This window comes from Bacillus sp. R86525 (assembly GCF_042466195.1).
Classification (GTDB): Bacteria; Bacillota; Bacilli; order Bacillales; family Bacillaceae_G; genus Bacillus_A; species Bacillus_A nitratireducens.
Genome location: NZ_JAXHPX010000007.1, coordinates 3884537 through 3903069, shown reverse-complemented (window position 1 = coordinate 3903069; position 18533 = coordinate 3884537). Strand labels below are relative to the sequence as shown.

The 18533-nt window shown below is 36.2% G+C and carries 20 protein-coding genes; all 20 read left to right on the top strand.

Translation table 11 applies throughout. The features are described 5' to 3' along the window. Positions 1–177 precede the first annotated feature (177 nt). The 20 genes from spoIVA to ypjB all read left to right on the top strand — a co-directional run bounded on the left by spoIVA (position 178) and on the right by ypjB (position 18521). Positions 178–1656 carry a stage IV sporulation protein A gene (gene spoIVA / locus SJY24_RS22750; protein ID WP_098499108.1) on the top strand — a complete coding sequence of 493 codons (1479 nt, stop codon included), beginning with the start codon at positions 178–180 and terminating at the stop codon, positions 1654–1656. Between the two features lie 297 nt (positions 1657–1953). After that, positions 1954–2226, top strand: coding sequence for an HU family DNA-binding protein (locus SJY24_RS22745; RefSeq protein WP_001043860.1), 273 nt, complete (start codon positions 1954–1956; stop codon positions 2224–2226). Positions 2227–2347: 121 nt separating this feature from the next. Beyond that, positions 2348–2917: a GTP cyclohydrolase I FolE gene (folE, locus tag SJY24_RS22740; RefSeq protein ID WP_001151482.1), complete on the top strand. Its 570-nt coding sequence runs from the start codon at positions 2348–2350 to the stop codon at positions 2915–2917. Between the two features lie 270 nt (positions 2918–3187). Continuing rightward, positions 3188–3940 carry a heptaprenyl diphosphate synthase component 1 gene (locus SJY24_RS22735; RefSeq protein ID WP_000332838.1) on the top strand — a complete coding sequence of 251 codons (753 nt, stop codon included), beginning with the start codon at positions 3188–3190 and terminating at the stop codon, positions 3938–3940. A gap of 29 nt (positions 3941–3969) precedes the next feature. Beyond that, entirely contained in the window at positions 3970–4683 is a 714-nt protein-coding gene (locus SJY24_RS22730) for a demethylmenaquinone methyltransferase (RefSeq protein WP_377866281.1), read from the top strand. A 31-nt stretch (positions 4684–4714) separates the two neighbouring features. Next, entirely contained in the window at positions 4715–5677 is a 963-nt protein-coding gene (gene hepT / locus SJY24_RS22725) for a heptaprenyl diphosphate synthase component II (protein WP_098499109.1), read from the top strand. 124 nt (positions 5678–5801) lie between these two features. Continuing rightward, positions 5802–6248, top strand: coding sequence for a nucleoside-diphosphate kinase (gene ndk, locus SJY24_RS22720; RefSeq protein ID WP_000415879.1), 447 nt, complete (start codon positions 5802–5804; stop codon positions 6246–6248). Positions 6249–6550: 302 nt separating this feature from the next. Then, a complete protein-coding gene (gene aroC / locus SJY24_RS22715; protein ID WP_377866280.1) occupies positions 6551–7723 on the top strand; it encodes a chorismate synthase in 1173 nt (390 codons plus the stop codon). Beyond that, the gene (gene aroB / locus SJY24_RS22710) at positions 7723–8808 is read left to right on the top strand and encodes a 3-dehydroquinate synthase (RefSeq protein WP_377866279.1); all 1086 of its coding nucleotides are present in this window, start codon (positions 7723–7725) and stop codon (positions 8806–8808) included. The genes aroC and aroB overlap by 1 nt, the downstream gene beginning before the upstream one ends. 117 nt (positions 8809–8925) lie before the next feature. After that, a complete protein-coding gene (gene hisC / locus SJY24_RS22705; RefSeq protein WP_377866278.1) occupies positions 8926–10038 on the top strand; it encodes a histidinol-phosphate transaminase in 1113 nt (370 codons plus the stop codon). 157 nt (positions 10039–10195) lie between these two features. Then, a complete protein-coding gene (gene aroA / locus SJY24_RS22700) occupies positions 10196–11470 on the top strand; it encodes a 3-phosphoshikimate 1-carboxyvinyltransferase (RefSeq protein ID WP_377866277.1) in 1275 nt (424 codons plus the stop codon). Between the two features lie 109 nt (positions 11471–11579). Then, positions 11580–12842, top strand: a complete 1263-nt coding sequence (locus SJY24_RS22695) for a tetratricopeptide repeat protein (protein WP_377866276.1) — start codon at positions 11580–11582, stop codon at positions 12840–12842. A gap of 73 nt (positions 12843–12915) precedes the next feature. Beyond that, a complete protein-coding gene (locus SJY24_RS22690) occupies positions 12916–13452 on the top strand; it encodes a ReoY family proteolytic degradation factor (RefSeq protein ID WP_001095921.1) in 537 nt (178 codons plus the stop codon). Between the two features lie 153 nt (positions 13453–13605). Next, complete coding sequence (locus tag SJY24_RS22685; protein WP_377866275.1) at positions 13606–14061, top strand: YpiF family protein; 456 nt, start codon at positions 13606–13608, stop codon at positions 14059–14061. Positions 14062–14205: 144 nt separating this feature from the next. After that, a complete protein-coding gene (qcrA, locus tag SJY24_RS22680; RefSeq protein ID WP_377866274.1) occupies positions 14206–14718 on the top strand; it encodes a menaquinol-cytochrome c reductase iron-sulfur subunit in 513 nt (170 codons plus the stop codon). Continuing rightward, positions 14719–15393 carry a menaquinol-cytochrome c reductase cytochrome b subunit gene (qcrB, locus tag SJY24_RS22675; protein WP_000932700.1) on the top strand — a complete coding sequence of 225 codons (675 nt, stop codon included), beginning with the start codon at positions 14719–14721 and terminating at the stop codon, positions 15391–15393. Between the two features lie 43 nt (positions 15394–15436). Beyond that, positions 15437–16204, top strand: a complete 768-nt coding sequence (gene qcrC, locus SJY24_RS22670; protein ID WP_000554601.1) for a menaquinol-cytochrome c reductase cytochrome b/c subunit — start codon at positions 15437–15439, stop codon at positions 16202–16204. Between the two features lie 121 nt (positions 16205–16325). Further along, positions 16326–16916, top strand: coding sequence for a lipoprotein heptaprenylglyceryl N-acetyltransferase LhaT (lhaT, locus tag SJY24_RS22665; protein WP_377866273.1), 591 nt, complete (start codon positions 16326–16328; stop codon positions 16914–16916). Positions 16917–16941: 25 nt separating this feature from the next. Next, positions 16942–17628, top strand: a complete 687-nt coding sequence (gene lit, locus SJY24_RS22660) for a lipoprotein intramolecular transacylase Lit (protein ID WP_377866272.1) — start codon at positions 16942–16944, stop codon at positions 17626–17628. Positions 17629–17735: 107 nt separating this feature from the next. After that, entirely contained in the window at positions 17736–18521 is a 786-nt protein-coding gene (gene ypjB / locus SJY24_RS22655) for a sporulation protein YpjB (protein ID WP_377866271.1), read from the top strand. Positions 18522–18533 lie beyond the last annotated feature (12 nt).

Genomic DNA, 18533 nt, shown 5'->3' with positions numbered 1-18533 from the left:
TGCAAACAAAAGGTATTTTTTAAATAGTCATATGAAATTGGACAAAATTATTTGATATATTGTCCGAACTTCTAGAATACCATTATATTATATCAGATATTATAGGCAACGTTAGAGAAGGTATTAGTTGACTATAAACGTGGAATTATTCCCAAAAATTTTGAGGGAGGGAATCACTTGGAAAAGGTAGACATTTTTAAAGATATTGCGGAACGCACAGGCGGTGATATTTATTTTGGAGTTGTAGGAGCTGTTCGAACAGGGAAATCAACATTTATAAAAAAATTTATGGAACTTGTTGTTATTCCAAATATTGAAAATGAGTCAGACCGTCAAAGAGCACAGGATGAATTACCTCAAAGTGCTGCTGGTCGTACAATAATGACGACGGAACCGAAGTTTGTTCCAAACCAAGCGGTTTCTATTGAAGTAGATGAAGGTCTTGAAGTGAATATTCGATTAGTAGATTGTGTTGGGTATACGGTTCCAGGAGCAAAAGGTTATGAAGATGAGAATGGTCCACGCATGATTAATACTCCTTGGTATGAAGAGCCTATTCCATTCCATGAAGCTGCAGAAATCGGAACACGTAAAGTAATTCAAGAGCATTCAACAATTGGTGTCGTTATTACAACAGATGGAACAATTGGTGAAATTCCAAGAAGAGATTATATAGAGGCAGAAGAACGCGTTGTAAATGAGTTAAAAGAAGTAGGAAAGCCTTTCATTATGATTATCAATACTGTACAGCCATATCATCCAGATACAGAGCAGTTACGTCAAAGTTTATCAGAAGAATATGATATTCCAGTAATTGCGATGAGTGTAGAGAGTTTAAGAGAAACAGATGTGTATAATGTACTTCGGGAAGCGTTATTTGAGTTCCCGGTCTTAGAAGTGAATGTAAACCTTCCAAGCTGGGTAATGGTGCTAAATGAAAGACATTGGTTACGCCAAAGTTATCAGGAAGCAGTTCAAGAGACTGTAAAGGATATAAAACGTCTTCGTGATGTGGACCGTGTCGTTTGGCAGTTTAGTCAATATGAATTTATTGATCGAGCAAGTCTAGCTGGCATCGATATGGGGCAAGGTGTGGCGGAGATTGATTTATATGCGCCAGATGAATTGTATGATCAAATTTTAAAAGAAGTAGTAGGAGTAGAAATTCGAGGGAAAGATCATTTGTTGAAGCTTATGCTCGATTTATCTCATGCGAAAACAGAGTATGACCAAGTTGCGGATGCCCTGCGTATGGTAAAGCAAACCGGATATGGAGTAGCAGCGCCTGCATTAGCTGATATGAGCTTGGATGAGCCGGAAATTATTCGTCACGGCTCAAGGTTCGGTGTTAAATTAAAAGCGGTTGCGCCGTCTATTCATATGATTAAAGTGGATGTAGAATCAACATTTGAACCGATTATCGGTACTGAAAAACAAAGTGAAGAACTAGTTCGTTATTTGATGCAAGATTTTGAAGATGATCCGCTATCAATTTGGAATTCTGATATATTTGGACGCTCTCTTAGCTCGATTGTTAGAGAGGGAATTCAAGCGAAGCTATCTCTAATGCCAGAAAACGCGCGTTATAAATTGAAAGAAACGCTAGAAAGAATTATTAATGAAGGATCTGGCGGATTAATTGCGATTATATTATAAGAAAAAATCCCTCTAATTGCAGAGGGATTTTTTTATTTTGGAGTATGTAATAGTAAAATAAACAGTCATTATCTAATACTTTGTTGTAAGTTGTCAAGTTTCATCAGATTTTCACATTTTAAGAGTAACAATTTCCTTAAAAATATTGAATTATAAAGGAGAATCGTATAATATAGGCGTTGATAATGATTTATCTACATCTTTGTAGTATAGAATTTGTAAAAATTGCCTACAAATGAAAGTAAGACTCATTTTATGATCATTATACAGTCTTATCTTTGGGAGGAGGTGAATGGCATGAACAAGACAGATTTAATCAATGCTGTTGCAGAAGCAAGTTCCCTTTCTAAAAAGGACGCAACAAAAGCAGTGGACGCTGTTTTTGATTCTATCTTAGAAGCTTTAAAACAAGGTGATAAAGTACAACTTATCGGATTCGGTAACTTCGAAGTTCGTGAGCGTGCGGCTCGTAAAGGTCGTAACCCACAAACAGGTGAGGAGATTGAAATCGCTGCAAGTAAAGTACCTGCATTCAAACCTGGTAAAGCGTTAAAAGATGCGGTTAAATAATCCTTACATATTAACAGGGAAGAAGAGTTTCCTTTTTGGAAACTCTTCTTTTTGCTTTTAAAAACATAAATATGCTAGAATGTGTTCGTATCACTTTTAGGTTTTTCGGGAGGGCTAGCGGATGGCAAAAGTTAATTTAGAACAAATTGAACACGCAGTACGTCTTATTTTAGAGGCAATCGGAGACGACCCAAATCGCGAGGGAGTACTTGATACACCGAAACGTGTTGCGAAAATGTACGCAGAAGTATTCTCAGGGATGCATGAGGATCCAAAAGAGCATTTACACAAAGTATTCGGAGAAGATCACGAAGAGCTTGTACTAGTAAAAGATATACCATTCTATTCGATGTGTGAGCATCATCTTGTGCCTTTTTATGGAGTTGCTCACGTTGCATATATTCCGCAAGGTGGAAAAGTAACGGGATTAAGTAAATTAGCTCGTACTGTAGACACAATTGCGCGTCGTCCGCAATTACAAGAACGTATTACATCAACAGTAGCTAACTCTATTATGGAAGTACTAGAGCCGCATGGTGTAATGGTAGTAGTAGAAGCAGAGCATATGTGTATGACGATGCGTGGTGTGAAAAAGCCTGGTGCAAAAACAGTAACGACTGCAGTGCGCGGCGTGCTAGAAAATGATGCAGCAGCACGTAGTGAAATTTTATCGTTTATTAAGACGAAGTAAAGAAAAGCGGGAAACTGCTTTTCTTTTTTTTTTTGCAAATAAATGATATAGTTTTAGTATGAAAGAGCAAGAATATAAAAGTTAAAAGTTACATCTTCCTTTTGTGAAAATGAATGTTTGTAGTTGTTAGTGATGAAGGTGATTCGTATGAATGAAAGTTGAGGCTGCATTCGGTGACAGTTTGGCAGAAGTAGCCAAGTTTTGATTATAGAAAATAGAATGTATGTGTTATAATAAATTTTATGAATTAGAAAACAAGGGTGATTTTTTGTGTGTGACATCTACGGAGGGTATGCGGGTATTAAAGAGAAATTGATGGAGAAATTACGCCATCCTTATTTTATAAACTATATTGAAGAACCATTTATTGATGAAGAAAAAATAGCGCTGTTATACGGTGCATTAAAGGATGCAAATATACATAAAGAACAAATTGATCATTATGTAGTAACGATTATGCTTGTACAAATTGCTCTTGATACACATGAAAAAGTATCAAATAAAGCAAACGAAGAGACGAGTGGATTCCATAAGCGTCGTCAATTGACAGTGCTTGCAGGCGATTATTATAGTGGTCTATACTATTACTTATTGTCAATGAATTGTGATATTATCTTAATTCGCGCACTTGCTGAAGGGATTAAGGAGATTAATGAGCATAAAATTATGCTATATCAAAAAGCCCATGTGACGATTCAAGACATAATGGAAAGTGTAGTAATAATTGAATCTGCGCTGTTGCAAAAAACATGTGATCATTTTCATTTATCCAATTGGAAACCATATATAACTTATGTATTAGGAAAAAATCGTCTTCAAAAAGAGTGTCAATTGTATGCTGATAAACAAAATTCACCTGTTTTTCAAGCGGTTCAAAAAATCTCATTGGATGATGATAAAAATCTGGAAACAGTTATTAATGAATGGCTTATGGAAATGAAAAAGCAGGAAGAAAAATTTTTAGAGAATCATACAGAAGTTAATGAAATAATTTCTATGTTAAGAGATAAATCAAGGACATAAGCAACTTTACATTGGAAGAAGGTACGAGCATGCAACAATCAAAAGAAGAAAGAGTACATGACGTATTTGAGAAAATTTCTGATAAATACGATGTGATGAATTCTGTAATTAGTTTTCAAAGGCATAAGGTATGGCGCAAAGAAACGATGAAAATTATGGAGGTGAAACCTGGGAGTAAGGCACTCGATGTTTGCTGTGGCACAGCTGATTGGACAATTGCGTTAGCAGGAGCTGTAGGGGAAAATGGAATGGTTTACGGTTTAGACTTTAGCGAAAATATGCTAGCTGTCGGTAAACAAAAGGTAGAAGCTTTAGAATTAAAGCAAGTAGAACTTATGCATGGAAATGCAATGGAACTTCCTTTTGAAGATAATACGTTTGATTATGTAACGATTGGTTTTGGGCTACGTAACGTTCCGGATTACATGCAAGTATTAAAAGAAATGACGCGTGTAGTAAAGCCTGGTGGAAAAGTGATTTGCTTAGAAACATCTCAACCAACAATGATTGGTTTTCGTCAAGGGTATGTCTTATACTTTAAATATATCATGCCGTTATTTGGAAAGATGTTTGCAAAAAGTTATAAAGAATATTCATGGCTTCAGGAATCCGCTAGTACATTCCCAGGGATGAAAGAGTTAGCGAGTATGTTTGAAGAAGCTGGGCTTAAGAATGTGCAAGTGAAACCATTTACTTTTGGTGTAGCAGCTATGCATTTAGGTTTTAAACCAGAATCAAAATAGAAAAAAGACGTTTTAGGTTAAGGTGAACAATATGAAGTTACAACTTATGTACTCTTTTTTACGATCGGATATTAATGTTATAGAAAAAGAATTGAAGAAGACAGTTGCTTCTGAGCAGCCGTTAGTAGAAGAAGCCGCATTACAGCTTATTGAAGCAGGTGGGAAGCGGATTCGCCCTGTTTTTGTTTTGCTTGCAGGGAAATTTGGTGATTATAAGTTAGATGCAATTAAGCATGTTGCGGTTGCATTAGAACTTATTCATATGGCTTCTCTTGTTCACGATGATGTCATTGATGCTGCGTTTTTACGACGCGGTAGCGCAACAGTGAATGCGAAATGGGGAGATCGTATTGCAATGTATACAGGAGACTACTTGTTTGCGAAGTCTCTTGAATGTATAACAAATATAGAAATTCCAGATGCACATCAGGCACTATCTCATACAATTTTAGAAGTTTGTAAAGGTGAAATCGAACAAATTAAAGATAAGTATAACTATGATCAAAATTTAAGAACATATCTAAGAAGGATAAAACGAAAAACAGCATTATTAATCGCTGCGAGTTGTCAGTTAGGAGCGATTGCTGCTGGTGCTAATCGTGATACTGTAAATCGTCTATTTTGGTATGGATATTTTGTTGGTATGTCTTATCAAATTATTGATGATATTTTAGATTTCGTATCGACAGAAGAGAAGCTTGGAAAGCCTGCTGGTGGTGATTTACTACAAGGTAACATTACATTACCTGTTTTGTATGCCATGGAAGATCCAGTTCTTCGGGAGAAAATTATTTCTGTGAATGAAAATACAGCAGCAAGTGAAATGAAAGAAATTATTGATGATATTAAAGCGAGCGAAGCTATTGATAAAGCATTTTCGTTTAGTGAACGTTATTTACATAAAGCATTAGAAATAATAAAACCACTCCCGCGTGGACAGGCGAAGTATGCTTTGCAAAATGTCGCAAAGTATATTGGAAAACGAAAATTTTAGTGTTTTTTCTAAAAAATAAAATAATCTCTCTATTTCAAAACTATTGCACAATTGTGATAAGGGTGTTAATATGTGTGTGGGGATATACAATTACATACATAATTCAGAAGTGGAGAGATTTTTTATGGAAAAAACATTTCTAATGGTAAAACCAGACGGTGTACAACGTGCCTTCATTGGGGAAATTGTAGCTCGTTTTGAGAAAAAGGGCTTTCAATTAGTTGGTGCAAAATTAATGCAAGTGACTCCTGAAATTGCTGAACAACACTACGGTGAGCATAAAGAAAGACCTTTCTTTGGTGAATTAGTAGACTTTATTACATCTGGCCCTGTATTCGCAATGGTATGGCAAGGTGAAGGTGTAGTAGATACAGCGCGTAATATGATGGGTAAAACACGACCACATGAAGCTGCTCCTGGAACAATTCGTGGAGATTTCGGTGTAACTGTTGCGAAAAACATTATCCACGGTTCGGATTCTTTAGAAAGTGCAGAGCGCGAGATTGCTATTTTCTTTAAGGAAGAAGAATTAGTAGACTACTCAAAATTAATGAATCAATGGATTTACTAATTATTTTAAAATAATTTGTAAACGCTTTAATAACTGTGATAATAGTAAAAAGTGCAAGAAGAATAGGGGTATTCTTCTTGCACTTTTTTTATTTTGATTTGTTACGAAGTTAGGACTGTTATGATATATTGGTATGTAAAGTAAAGGGTATAACGTTATGAAAATGATAGAATGATTACAAGCAGGATAAAGCAAGTAGTCGATTTACTATATAATTTCAATGTTTTCTTATAGAATGATGAAAGATACCATTGCTACTTTATGTAGCGGGATAAATACATATGCGAAAAGAGGAATAACGTATGCGATATATTACAGCTGGTGAATCCCACGGTCCGCAACTTACGACAATTTTAGAAGGTGTTCCGGCAGGATTATCTTTAGTAGCGAATGATATAAATGAAGAATTAGCTAGAAGACAAAAAGGATATGGACGCGGTAGACGCATGCAAATTGAGAAAGACCAAGTGCAAATTGTGAGTGGTGTTAGGCATGGGAAGACGATGGGATCCCCGATTGCACTTGTTGTTGAAAATCGTGATTTCACCCATTGGACAAAGGTTATGGGCGCAGAGCCGTTAACTGAGCAGGAAGAGAAAGAAATGAAAAGGCAAGTTACGAAACCTAGACCTGGACACGCAGATTTAAATGGTGCGATTAAATATGGTCATAGAGATATGAGAAATGTATTAGAGCGTTCTTCAGCACGTGAAACGACAGTTCGTGTTGCAGCTGGTGCAGTTGCAAAAAGGATATTAGCAGAATTAGGTATACAAGTAGCGGGACATGTTATCGAAATTGGTGGTGTACAGGCAGAAAATATTACGTATAACTCTATTGCGGAATTACAAAGTACTACAGAATCATCTCCTGTACGTTGTTTAGATGAAGAAGCAGGTAAAAAGATGATGCAAGCAATTGATGATGCGAAGGCAAATGGTGATTCTATCGGCGGTATTGTTGAAGTAGTTGTAGAAGGTATGCCAATTGGAGTAGGTAGCTATGTACATTATGATAGAAAATTAGATGCAAAATTAGCAGCGGCAATTATGAGTATTAACGCTTTTAAAGGTGTTGAAATTGGAATTGGTTTTGAAGCTGCGCATAGACCTGGAAGTGAAGTGCATGATGAAATCCTTTGGGATGAAGTGCAAGGGTACAGAAGAAAAACGAACAATGCAGGTGGAGTAGAAGGTGGTATGACAACTGGTATGCCGGTTATTGTGCGTGGTGTGATGAAACCGATACCGACATTATATAAGCCGCTTCAAAGTATTGATATTGATACGAAAGAACCTTTTACAGCGAGTATTGAACGTTCGGATAGTTGTGCAGTACCGGCAGCTAGCGTTGTGGCTGAAGCTGTTGTCGCTTGGGAGCTCGCAACAGCTTTAATTGAACAATTTGGATTAGATCGTATCGATCTTATACGTGAAAATATTGAGAAACATAATGAATATGCGAGGGGATTTTAATGGAGAACATACATATTCAAACGAAATCAAAAGAATATGATGTACATGTTGGAAAAGAAGTGTTGTCACATTTAACAACGCTTATTCAAAAGATGAATCCTGCTGTATCTAACATAATGATTATTTCTGATGAAGCTGTTTCATCACTACATTTACAGACAGTTGTTGATGCATTACAAGTAGAGCAGGACGTGTTTTCGTTTGTTGTACCGAGTGGCGAAAAAGAGAAGTCTTTTGAAAATTTTTATGCGGCTCATACTTCGGCTCTTGAAAATAAATTAGATAGAAATTCTTTAATTATCGCACTTGGAGGCGGAATGATTGGGGATTTGGCTGGCTTTGTTGCCGCGTCGTTTATGCGTGGTATCCGCTTTGTCCAAGTTCCAACGACTTTATTAGCTCACGATAGCGCAGTAGGCGGGAAAGTAGCAATTAATCATCCACTAGGAAAAAATATGATTGGTGCGTTTCATCAGCCAGAAGCTGTTGTATATCATACGCCATTTTTACATTCGCTTCCTGAAAAAGAGTGGAGATCAGGTTATGCAGAAGTGATAAAGCATGCTCTTATTGGTGATGTAAAGCTATATCATTGGTTAAAAGAAGAAGTGCAAACATTAACGGATCTTCGTGATGAAAAATTAATTCACATATTAACGAAGGCGATTCCTGTGAAAGCGAACATTGTGTCGCAAGACGAAACAGAAAAAGGTGTACGGGCCCATTTGAATTTTGGGCATACGTTAGGACATGCTCTTGAAAAAGAGCTAGGATATGGAAATATTACTCACGGTGACGGAGTAGCGGTTGGGATGTTATTTGCCTTATTTTTAAGTGAGCAAGTGTACAAGGTTGATCTTGCTTATGAAGAGATGAAGCAGTGGTTCTTGAAATACGGCTATCCAAAAATGCCAAGTGATTTGAATGTAGAGCGCCTCGTTCAACTGATGAAACAAGATAAGAAAGCGAATGCAGGAACAATTCATATGGTACTTATGCAGGAATATGGGGTAGTGAATGTCGTATCTATTTCAGATGAGACTGTTCATATTGCGTTAGAAGCATTTCAAAAGGATATGGTCTAGAAAAGTTGTAGAACAGGTATGAAATGCATATGTGGAGGTATTCTCGTAATGGTGACGGTTATGATTAAAGATGACAGTAAGGAATTATAAATCATATCAATGACTGGGGGAAGAAAAGTGAGAGTAAAAGAGCAATTGTTAACTTTGAGAGCATATGTACCTGGGAAAAATATTGAAGAAGTAAAAAGAGAATATGGATTGTCAAAAATTGTGAAGTTAGCGTCGAATGAAAACCCATTTGGCTGCTCTGCGCGTGTGACAGAAGCATTAACTTCGTTAGCCAATCAATATGCACTCTATCCGGACGGGGCGGCTTTTGAACTTCGTGAAAAAGTAGCAGAGCATTTAGGTGTAAAAGCGGAACAACTTTTATTTGGTAGTGGGCTAGATGAAGTCATTCAAATGATTAGTCGTGCTTTGCTACATAATGGAACAAATGTTGTAATGGCGAACCCTACGTTCTCGCAATACCATCACCATGCTGTTATTGAAGGAGCAGAAGTTCGTGAAGTACCACTTAAAGATGGCATTCACGATTTAGATGCGATGTTACAACAAGTAGATGACAAAACGAAGATTGTATGGATTTGTAATCCGAATAACCCGACAGGTACATATGTAGAGAAACAAAAATTACTTTCATTTTTAGAATCAGTACCTAAGTCGGCGCTCATTATTATGGACGAAGCGTATTATGAATATGCGGGGGAAAAAGACTATCCACAAACATTGCCACTTCTTGAAAAGTATGAAAATCTTATGGTGCTGCGCACATTCTCAAAAGCGTATGGTTTAGCTGCTTTTCGTATCGGATATGCGATTGGGGATGCAAAGCTTGTAGGGCAGCTCGAGGTAGCAAGATTACCGTTTAACACATCAACTATCGCCCAAGCGGTAGCGTTAGCGGCAATAGAAGATCAACAGTTTTTACAAGAGTGCGTGAAGAAAAATGCCGAAGGGTTAAATCAATATTATGCATTTTGTAAGGAATATAACGTATTCTACTATCCATCCCAAACGAATTTTATTTTCTTGAAGCTCGGTATACCTGGTAATGAAGCTTTCGAACGATTAATGAAAAAAGGATATATCGTTCGTTCTGGTGCTGCATTTGGTATACATGATGGTATTCGTATTACTGTTGGGCTTAAAGAAGAAAATGCTGAGATTATTGAGTTGCTTACGGAACTTGTCAAAGAACAAGTGAAAAAAGAAGAGACGTATTCTTAATAAATAGTGAAGGCTCCTAGTATAGGAGTCTTTTTTATTTGAACTGTAATAAGGGGAGTTGTTTGCACGTTCCAGAAAGAAACCGTTACAATAGAAGTAGACGTATAAGAAGAATTATTGTATATATAACTTATTTAAAATGTGAGGAGGATATATTTTGAAACTAGTAGGACGAAAAAATAGTTTGAACGGGAAAATTGTTGTTCCAGGAGATAAATCTATTTCGCATCGCTCTGTTATGTTTGGGGCGATAGCAGAAGGGACGACGAAAGTATCAAATTTTTTATTAGGAGAAGATTGTTTAAGTACAATTGCATGTTTTCAAAAACTAGGTGTCAAGATTGAACAGAGTGGTAACGATGTCACGATTTACGGTAAAGGATTACATAATTTACAAGAACCGAAAGAAGTATTAGATGTGGGGAATTCAGGGACGACTATTCGTCTTATGCTTGGGATTTTAGCTAATATGCCGTTCTATAGTACGATAATCGGTGATGCATCAATTGGAAAACGTCCTATGAAACGTGTTACAGACCCGCTTAGTAAGATGAACGCTCAAATTGATGGTAGAGAAAATGGACAATATACACCTTTATCTATTCGTGGTGGAAAGGTGAAAGGTATGCATTACCATTCACCAGTAGCAAGTGCACAGGTGAAATCAGCGGTTTTACTTGCAGGTTTGCAAGGAGAAGGTGTAACTACAGTAACAGAGCCTATGCAGTCTCGTGATCATACGGAAAGGATGTTACGTGCATTCGGTTGTACAGTAGATGTTAATGAATGTACCGTGTCATTACAAGGTGGCCAACAACTGAAAGGGGCAGACATAGAAGTTCCAGGAGATGTTTCTTCGGCTGCATTTTTCTTAGTAGCTGGTGCAATTGTTCAAAATAGTAAGCTTGTATTGGAAAATGTCGGTTTAAATCCAACGCGAACAGGGATTTTAGATGTTTTAACAAAGATGGGTGCACTTATTTCTATCGATAATATTAGAAATGAAGAGTTTGAACCGTGCGGGGATATTACGATTGAAACATCGAAATTACAAGGAATAGAGATTGGCGGATCGCTTATTCCGAGGTTAATTGATGAAATTCCTGTAATTGCTTTATTGGCAACGCAGGCAGAGGGAATTACTGTAATTAAAGATGCTGAGGAGTTAAAAGTAAAAGAAACAAATCGTATCGATACTGTTGTGGATGAGTTAGGAAAATTAGGTGCGAAAATTGAAGCTACACCAGATGGTATGATTATATATGGTAAACAAAATTTAAAAGGAAATACCGTTAATAGTCACGGTGATCATCGTATTGGGATGATGCTAGCAATCGCATCTTGTATTATAGATGGAGAAGTAAAAATAGAGAATAGTGATGCGGTCGCTGTATCGTATCCGAACTTTTTTGAACAATTAGCTACGCTATAAGGGAATGTGTAGTAAGTGGTAGTTTACCCAAAAGGTTGCGTTCTTACATTTAGTTGCTTATGATAAATGAACAGAAGAGAAATATTTTTTTGAATTAAAGGAGACGTTTATGCAAAATTTTGAACAAGCTGTTTCTTATATTGAAAATGGTGAAGCAGAAAAAGGATTACAATTATTAAAAGAACAACTACGAGTTGCTAATGATGAAGAGAAGTATGATATCGCTCGTTACTATCATACACTTGGGTTTATGGATGAGGCGTTAGCAATTATAGATGATTTACGCTTGCTATATCCGGAAGAAAGTGAGTTCACGCTATTTTTAGCAGAATTATATATTGATTTAGATAAAGAAGATGAAGCGATCGAAGTGCTTCATGATATTCCGGAAAATGATGATTTATATGTTCAATCGCTATTACTTGTTGCGGATTTATTCCAAATGCAAGGTTTTGATGATGTAGCAGAACAAAAACTACTAAAAGCGAAAGAAATGATGCCAGAAGAACCTGTTATTACGTTTGGATTAGCAGAATTATATAGTAGTAAAGGTGAAGAGCAAAAGGCAATCACTTATTATGAATCGCTATTAGCAGAGCATAAAATTATGGGTGGTGTTGTCATTGCGCTTCGGCTAGCAGAAACTTTAAGTGCCATTGGAAACTGGGAAGAAGCCATCTCGTATTATGAAGCGGGACTAGAGGAGCAAAAGGATATTCACTCATTATTTGGATATGCTTTCACATTATATCAAGGGGAAGAATATCAAAGAGCAATTGGTGCTTGGCAAAAATTAAAAGAATTAGATCCTGAGTACGCATCGCTATACATGTATTTAGCGAAAAGCTATGAAAAAGAAGGTATGCTTCAAGAAAGCTATGAAACACTTCATGAAGGAATTAAAGTTGATGAGCTTTCGGTTCCTTTTTATGTAGAATTAGCGAACATTTCGGCGAAATTAGGTAAAATAGCGGAGGCAGAAGAAGTGCTTCAAAAAGCGCTTGAGCTAGATCCGGGACATTTAGGTGCGACATTAAAATATGCGTATATCTTAAAAGAACAAGAGAAATACGAAGAGCTAATTGCAGTTGTAGAGCGTACAATTGACAGTGGAGAACCAGATACACAACTACTTTGGGACCTTGCATTTGCAAAAAAACAATTAGAAATGTATTCGGATGCATTAAAACACTATGAAAGTGCATATACTTCTTTTAAGAATCATCCAGATTTCTTGGAAGAGTACGGTTATTTCTTGTTAGAAGAAGGAATGCGAAAAGAGGCGAAAGAAGTATTTACTCAGTTAATACAACTAGACCCGACACAAATTCATATTGAAGAATTGTTATATAATTTAGAGGATTTTTCATAAGTTGGAAGGAAACTGAATGCCGCTTCTTGAATCTAAAAAGAAAAGAGAAAGACAGAGGAGGGACTTAATCGCTATGAATACCCCTGTTTCTGTAAACGAGAAGAAGGATTTTGTAAAATGGTTTTTGAATAATTACCAACTGAAACAGCGTGAATGCGTATGGATTTTGAATTATTTAATGAGTCACGACCAATTAATGCATAAAGTCCACTTCGTAGAACATGCAAAATATTGTCCACGTGGCTTAGTGATGTCAGCGAATTGTGTGAAAGACACACCGTTTCACTTTTTCAAACAAAATGTAATGACAACAGATGCAGAAAAATCGTTTCATGATATTCGTTTGAATCGAGATGAGGATATTTATATTCAACTTAATTTTAAGTCATCGTTCCAAAATGCAAATTATGTAGCTGTATTAGAAGAAAACCCATATTTGCCAAAGCACATTGAAGTGAATGAAAAAGATCGATTGCTTGCAGAACGATTTTTAGAAGAAAGTGTATTCTCATTTAGAAGAGATCGTCTTTTGAAACAAATTGATGAAGCCTTGGATAAGCAAGATAAGGAAGCGTTTCATAAGTTAACAGCAGAGTTAAAAACGTTATAGAATTCATTTTAATTATTAAATCTTTACAAATTTCAGACTTTTCTAGAAAAACTACCTAATAATAGGTAGTTTTTCTTTTTTTACCTCTTTTAGTATGGTTTAATATATATAAAGTGAAAGTTCTGTTATTTTAAGTAGGGGAGGGGAGAAAAGATGAAATGGATTGTTAAAGATGTGGAACAGTTTGAGCAAGCGAGAGAGTATGTAGATACAGGGATTATACCCCTTTTGTCTATTTCGGCAGCAAAAGAAATGAAAATGGTTGTAGAACAAGGTGAATTTATTGAGGCTTTGAGTATGGAGCTGGAAAGGGAGTATAAAGGAAGAGTGCTTTTACTACCCGCATTTACGTATTTAGTAGAGAGCCAAAAGAATGAAAAAGATCGTTTGCAAGAATGGACAAATCATTTGCAAAGACAAGGTTTTAAGCATATTGCCTATGTGACAAGTGATTTTTCATGGAAAGAAGATATGCAAGAGTTGCAGGGGGATTTATTTTGGTTTCCATCGTTATCATTAGAGCAATTTAGTGACCAGGCGAAAAGAGAGGTTATTCGTGCCCACATAAAAAATATTATGGTAATGATGGAAGAAAGATGGGTAAAGTAATAATAAACAGAAAGTTCTTATTATTATGAGTAGTATGATATTGACCTATACAAGAGGGTATTATATCATGATAGTGTCCTAGTTTTTATTTTTTATATAATTTTTTCACGAGAGGACAATTTCTGATAGAGGGGGGAAATTTTCGTGAGCGAGAAAGAACATCGTGTGTCAAGAAGACAATTTTTAAATTACACACTTACAGGGGTAGGAGGCTTTATGGCAGCGGGTATTTTAATGCCGATGACGCGGTTTGCGCTTGATCCGGTGTTAAGAAAAGAAGCGGGAACAGATATGGTTGCTGTTGGACAAGTAAAGGATATTACAACAGAACCGAAGCGCTTCGATTTTAAGGTGAAGCAGGTTGACGGATGGTACAAGTCTGAAGAGCCAAAATCTGCCTGGGTGCATAAAGATGAAAGCGGAGACATCGTTGCATTTTCTCCAGTGTGTAAACATTTAGGTTGTACAGTAAACTGGAATTCGGACAAAGCACATCCTAATCAATTCTTTTGCCCATGTCACGGGGGACGTTACACAAAAGATGGAGTGAACATTAAAGGCACACCGCCTCTTGCTCCGCTTGACGTATACGAATCCAAAGTAAAAGATGGAACACTTTATTTAGGAAAAGCAAAGCCAAGAGGGGGTGCAAAGTAGATGTTAAATAAAATTTATGATTGGGTGGACGAACGTTTAGATATTACACCGATATGGCGTGATATCGCTGATCATGAAGTACCTGAGCATGTTAACCCGGCGCATCACTTTTCTGCATTCGTCTATTGCTTTGGAGGACTTACCTTTTTCGTTACCGTAATTCAAATTTTGTCTGGAATGTTTTTAACGATGTATTATGTGCCTGATATTAAAAATGCTTGGGAATCGGTTTACTATTTACAAAATGAAGTTGCATACGGCCAAATTGTTCGTGGTATGCACCACTGGGGCGCTAGTCTCGTAATTGTAATGATGTTTTTACATACACTCAGAGTTTTCTTCCAAGGTGCGTATAAAAAGCCTCGTGAGTTAAACTGGATTGTTGGTGTTCTTATTTTCTTTGTTATGTTAGGTCTTGGTTTTACCGGATATTTATTACCATGGGATATGAAAGCGTTATTTGCTACGAAAGTAGGGATTCAAATCGCAGAGCAAACGCCGCTCATTGGTCCTTATATTAAAACATTACTCGCTGGTCATTCCGAAATTGTTGGCGCTCAAACATTAACTCGCTTCTTTGCTATTCACGTCTTCTTCTTACCAGCAGCACTTCTAGGTTTAATGGCCTTCCACTTCATCATGATTCGCAAACAAGGTATTTCCGGTCCGCTATAAGAGATTGCTAAATTAAAGGGGAAAGAACAAAAGGAGGGAGATTATGCACCGCGGCAAAGGGATGAAGTTTGTAGGAGATTCTCGGGTACCAGTAGCTCGGAAACCAAATATTCCAAAAGATTATTCGGAATATCCAGGGAAAACAGAAGCGTTTTGGCCGAATTTCTTGTTAAAAGAATGGATGGTTGGTGCAGTTTTTTTAATCGGTTATTTATGTTTAACAGTGGCGCATCCGTCACCGCTTGAGAGAATGGCGGATCCTACAGATGCAGGATATATACCACTTCCAGATTGGTATTTCTTATTCTTGTATCAGTTATTAAAGTATTCGTATGCTTCAGGCTCATTTACTGTAATTGGAGCATTTATCATGCCTGGGATTGCGTTTGGAGCATTACTGTTAGCTCCATTTCTTGACCGAGGCCCAGAAAGACGCCCGTTGAAACGGCCTGTGGCAACTGGATTTATGCTTTTAGCAATTGCATCAATTATCTTTTTAACTTGGGAATCTGTAGCACACCACGACTGGGAAGCTGCAAAAAAACAAGGAGCAATTGTAAAAACAGCACCAGTTGATAAAAATGATGACGGCTACAAGTTAATGCAAAAAAATACTTGTTTAACATGTCATGGTGACAATTTACAGGGCGGGGCGGCAGCACCGGCTTTGCAAAACTTAACTTTAAAACCAGAAGAAATCGCTAAAATTGCGAAAGATGGAAAAGGTTCAATGCCTAAAGGGGTATTTAAAGGTACAGATGAAGAACTGAAAAAGCTTTCGGAATTCGTTGCAAAGTATAATAAAAAATAATCGAAAAGCTGACTACAAAATCTGTAGTCAGCTTTTTATTTTGATGACGGAAAGTTTGCTATATAATAGAGTAGAGTTCGATGAAAGAATTACTTTGTTTGAAAGGTGTTGGACATACAGCTTGGTTTACTTGTATGCAATGTTAAGGCAACGCTCGGTACTATTATTTTTATTGGTTGTTAACATATTAGGTACAATTTACGGATTCATATGGTATGGAAATCAATTAAAAGAAACCTCACCTATATTTTGGCCGTTTGTACCAGATAGTCCTATGGCAAGTCTCTTTTTTGTCTTTGTTCTAATTGCTTTTTTGATAAAGAAGAACTGGGGATTAATAGAGGCGCTAGCGATAGTTACTTTAATAAAGTATGGTATTTGGGCTGTTGTTGTAAATGCAATAATGATTTATGTAAAAGGTCCTATTGGTCTTATGGGATATATGTTAATGTTATCTCATTTTGCAATGGCGGTGCAGGGAGTATTATATGCTCCGTTTTATCGGATAAAAAAATGGCATTTCATTGTAGTTGGCATATGGACGTTACATAATGATGCAATTGATTATTTATTTTGGCAAATGCCGAGATACGGAATTATGCATTTGTTTGTAGAGAAAATTGGTTATTTTACGTTTTGGCTAAGTATTGCTGTACTGTGTATCACATATTATTATTGCTTACGTGAGAACCGAAAACAGTTTTCTTTATGATGGTGAGGACATTTAGGGGGAGAAAATGAAGAAAAATAAGAGTGGTATAAACATATTGGATCGATTGATCACTTTAGTTGTTTCATATAGCATAGCATTTTCTATTTTCGCGCTCGCGACAATGGTAGTTGTATATGGAAAATGGCTGTATTATTTTGAAATTGATTTCTTAAATATTCCAGACTTAGCGGATATGACGAAAGATGAAATTAAAAGAAACTATGATGTGCTTATTACATATTTATCTCCGTTTTATGAAGGTGCATTACAATTTCCGACATTAGACATGTCTACAAATGGTCGCATTCATTTTGTGGATGTTAAAAATATTTTAGTAAAGATTCAATATATAATGTATGGAACGATTGTAATTGCTTTATTAGGAGGAACGTATTTATTAAAAAAGAAAAAAGAAAAGTTTTTACTTCACGGATCGATTCTTACAATTCTTTTTCCGATAGCTCTTACGTTACCGATTGCCATTGATTTTGAAAAGAGTTTCGTATTATTTCATAAGCTTTTATTTAGCAATGATTATTGGATGTTTGATATTGAAACAGATCCGATTATATTAATGCTACCGGAAGAATTCTTTATGCATGCTGCATGTGTTATTTTATTATTGATTTTAAGTGGAAGCATACTTTGTTACGGTGTGTATAAATATTTAGTGAAAAAGAAAAGGGTTTCAAAGAAAAAATTCTCTGTCTAAAGAGAATTTTTTTGTTTTCATAGAGATAATATATTTTTTGATTTTGTTCAGTTCTATTCTTGTCCAACTCCACATATTTTGTACTAGTAGTTATAGGGGGGACCGGGATGAAGAGAACATTAATTGGACTGATAGCATTTCTAATTATAATGTTTCCAGTACGTATATATGCTGAGGAGTGGAGTGAACTAACTGGATTGCTAGATGACTCTTTACAGTTAGTAAAGAAAAATGAAGATGAGAAGGCAATACAAGTACTGTACCATTTCTCAGAGCAGTTTCTATCAAAGGAAAATGAAAATAATTCAAAAGCAACTCCGGGACAAATTAGAGTCGTTTCTTTGGCATACGATAAGGCGAAACAATCTCTCGCGGAAGATTTAGATAAGCAAGTTAAAGTTGATAATATGTTAGCGTTACAACTTGCTGTTGATGCACAAGTATCTAAATATCAGCCACTTTGGATGGAAAGAGAAAGAAAGATAATGGATGCTTTTTCTCAAGTAGAAAAAGCGATGAAAAAAGAAGATGATGAACAGTTCCAACAGACGCTAAATACATTTTTAAATGAATTTAATATTATTTATCCGAGTTTAATGATTGCCCTGCCAGAAAACGAAGCACAGCGTGTAAATGCACATTTATCTTATTTAGATGAATTTCGTAACGTTATGTTAAAAACGAAAGGTGGACAAATGCAACTAGGGATTATTAAAGGTGATTTGCAAAAAATATTTCATACAGTAAAAAAAGATGAGATTGCTCCCTCTCTCATTTGGTTTATGACCATTACTGGAGGACTTATTTTGTTTACTTTAACGTATGTTGGATGGAGAAAGTATAAAGGAGAGAGAGAGAAACGGAGAAGTAACTTGCATTCTAAAGATAGATAATGTGTATAAATA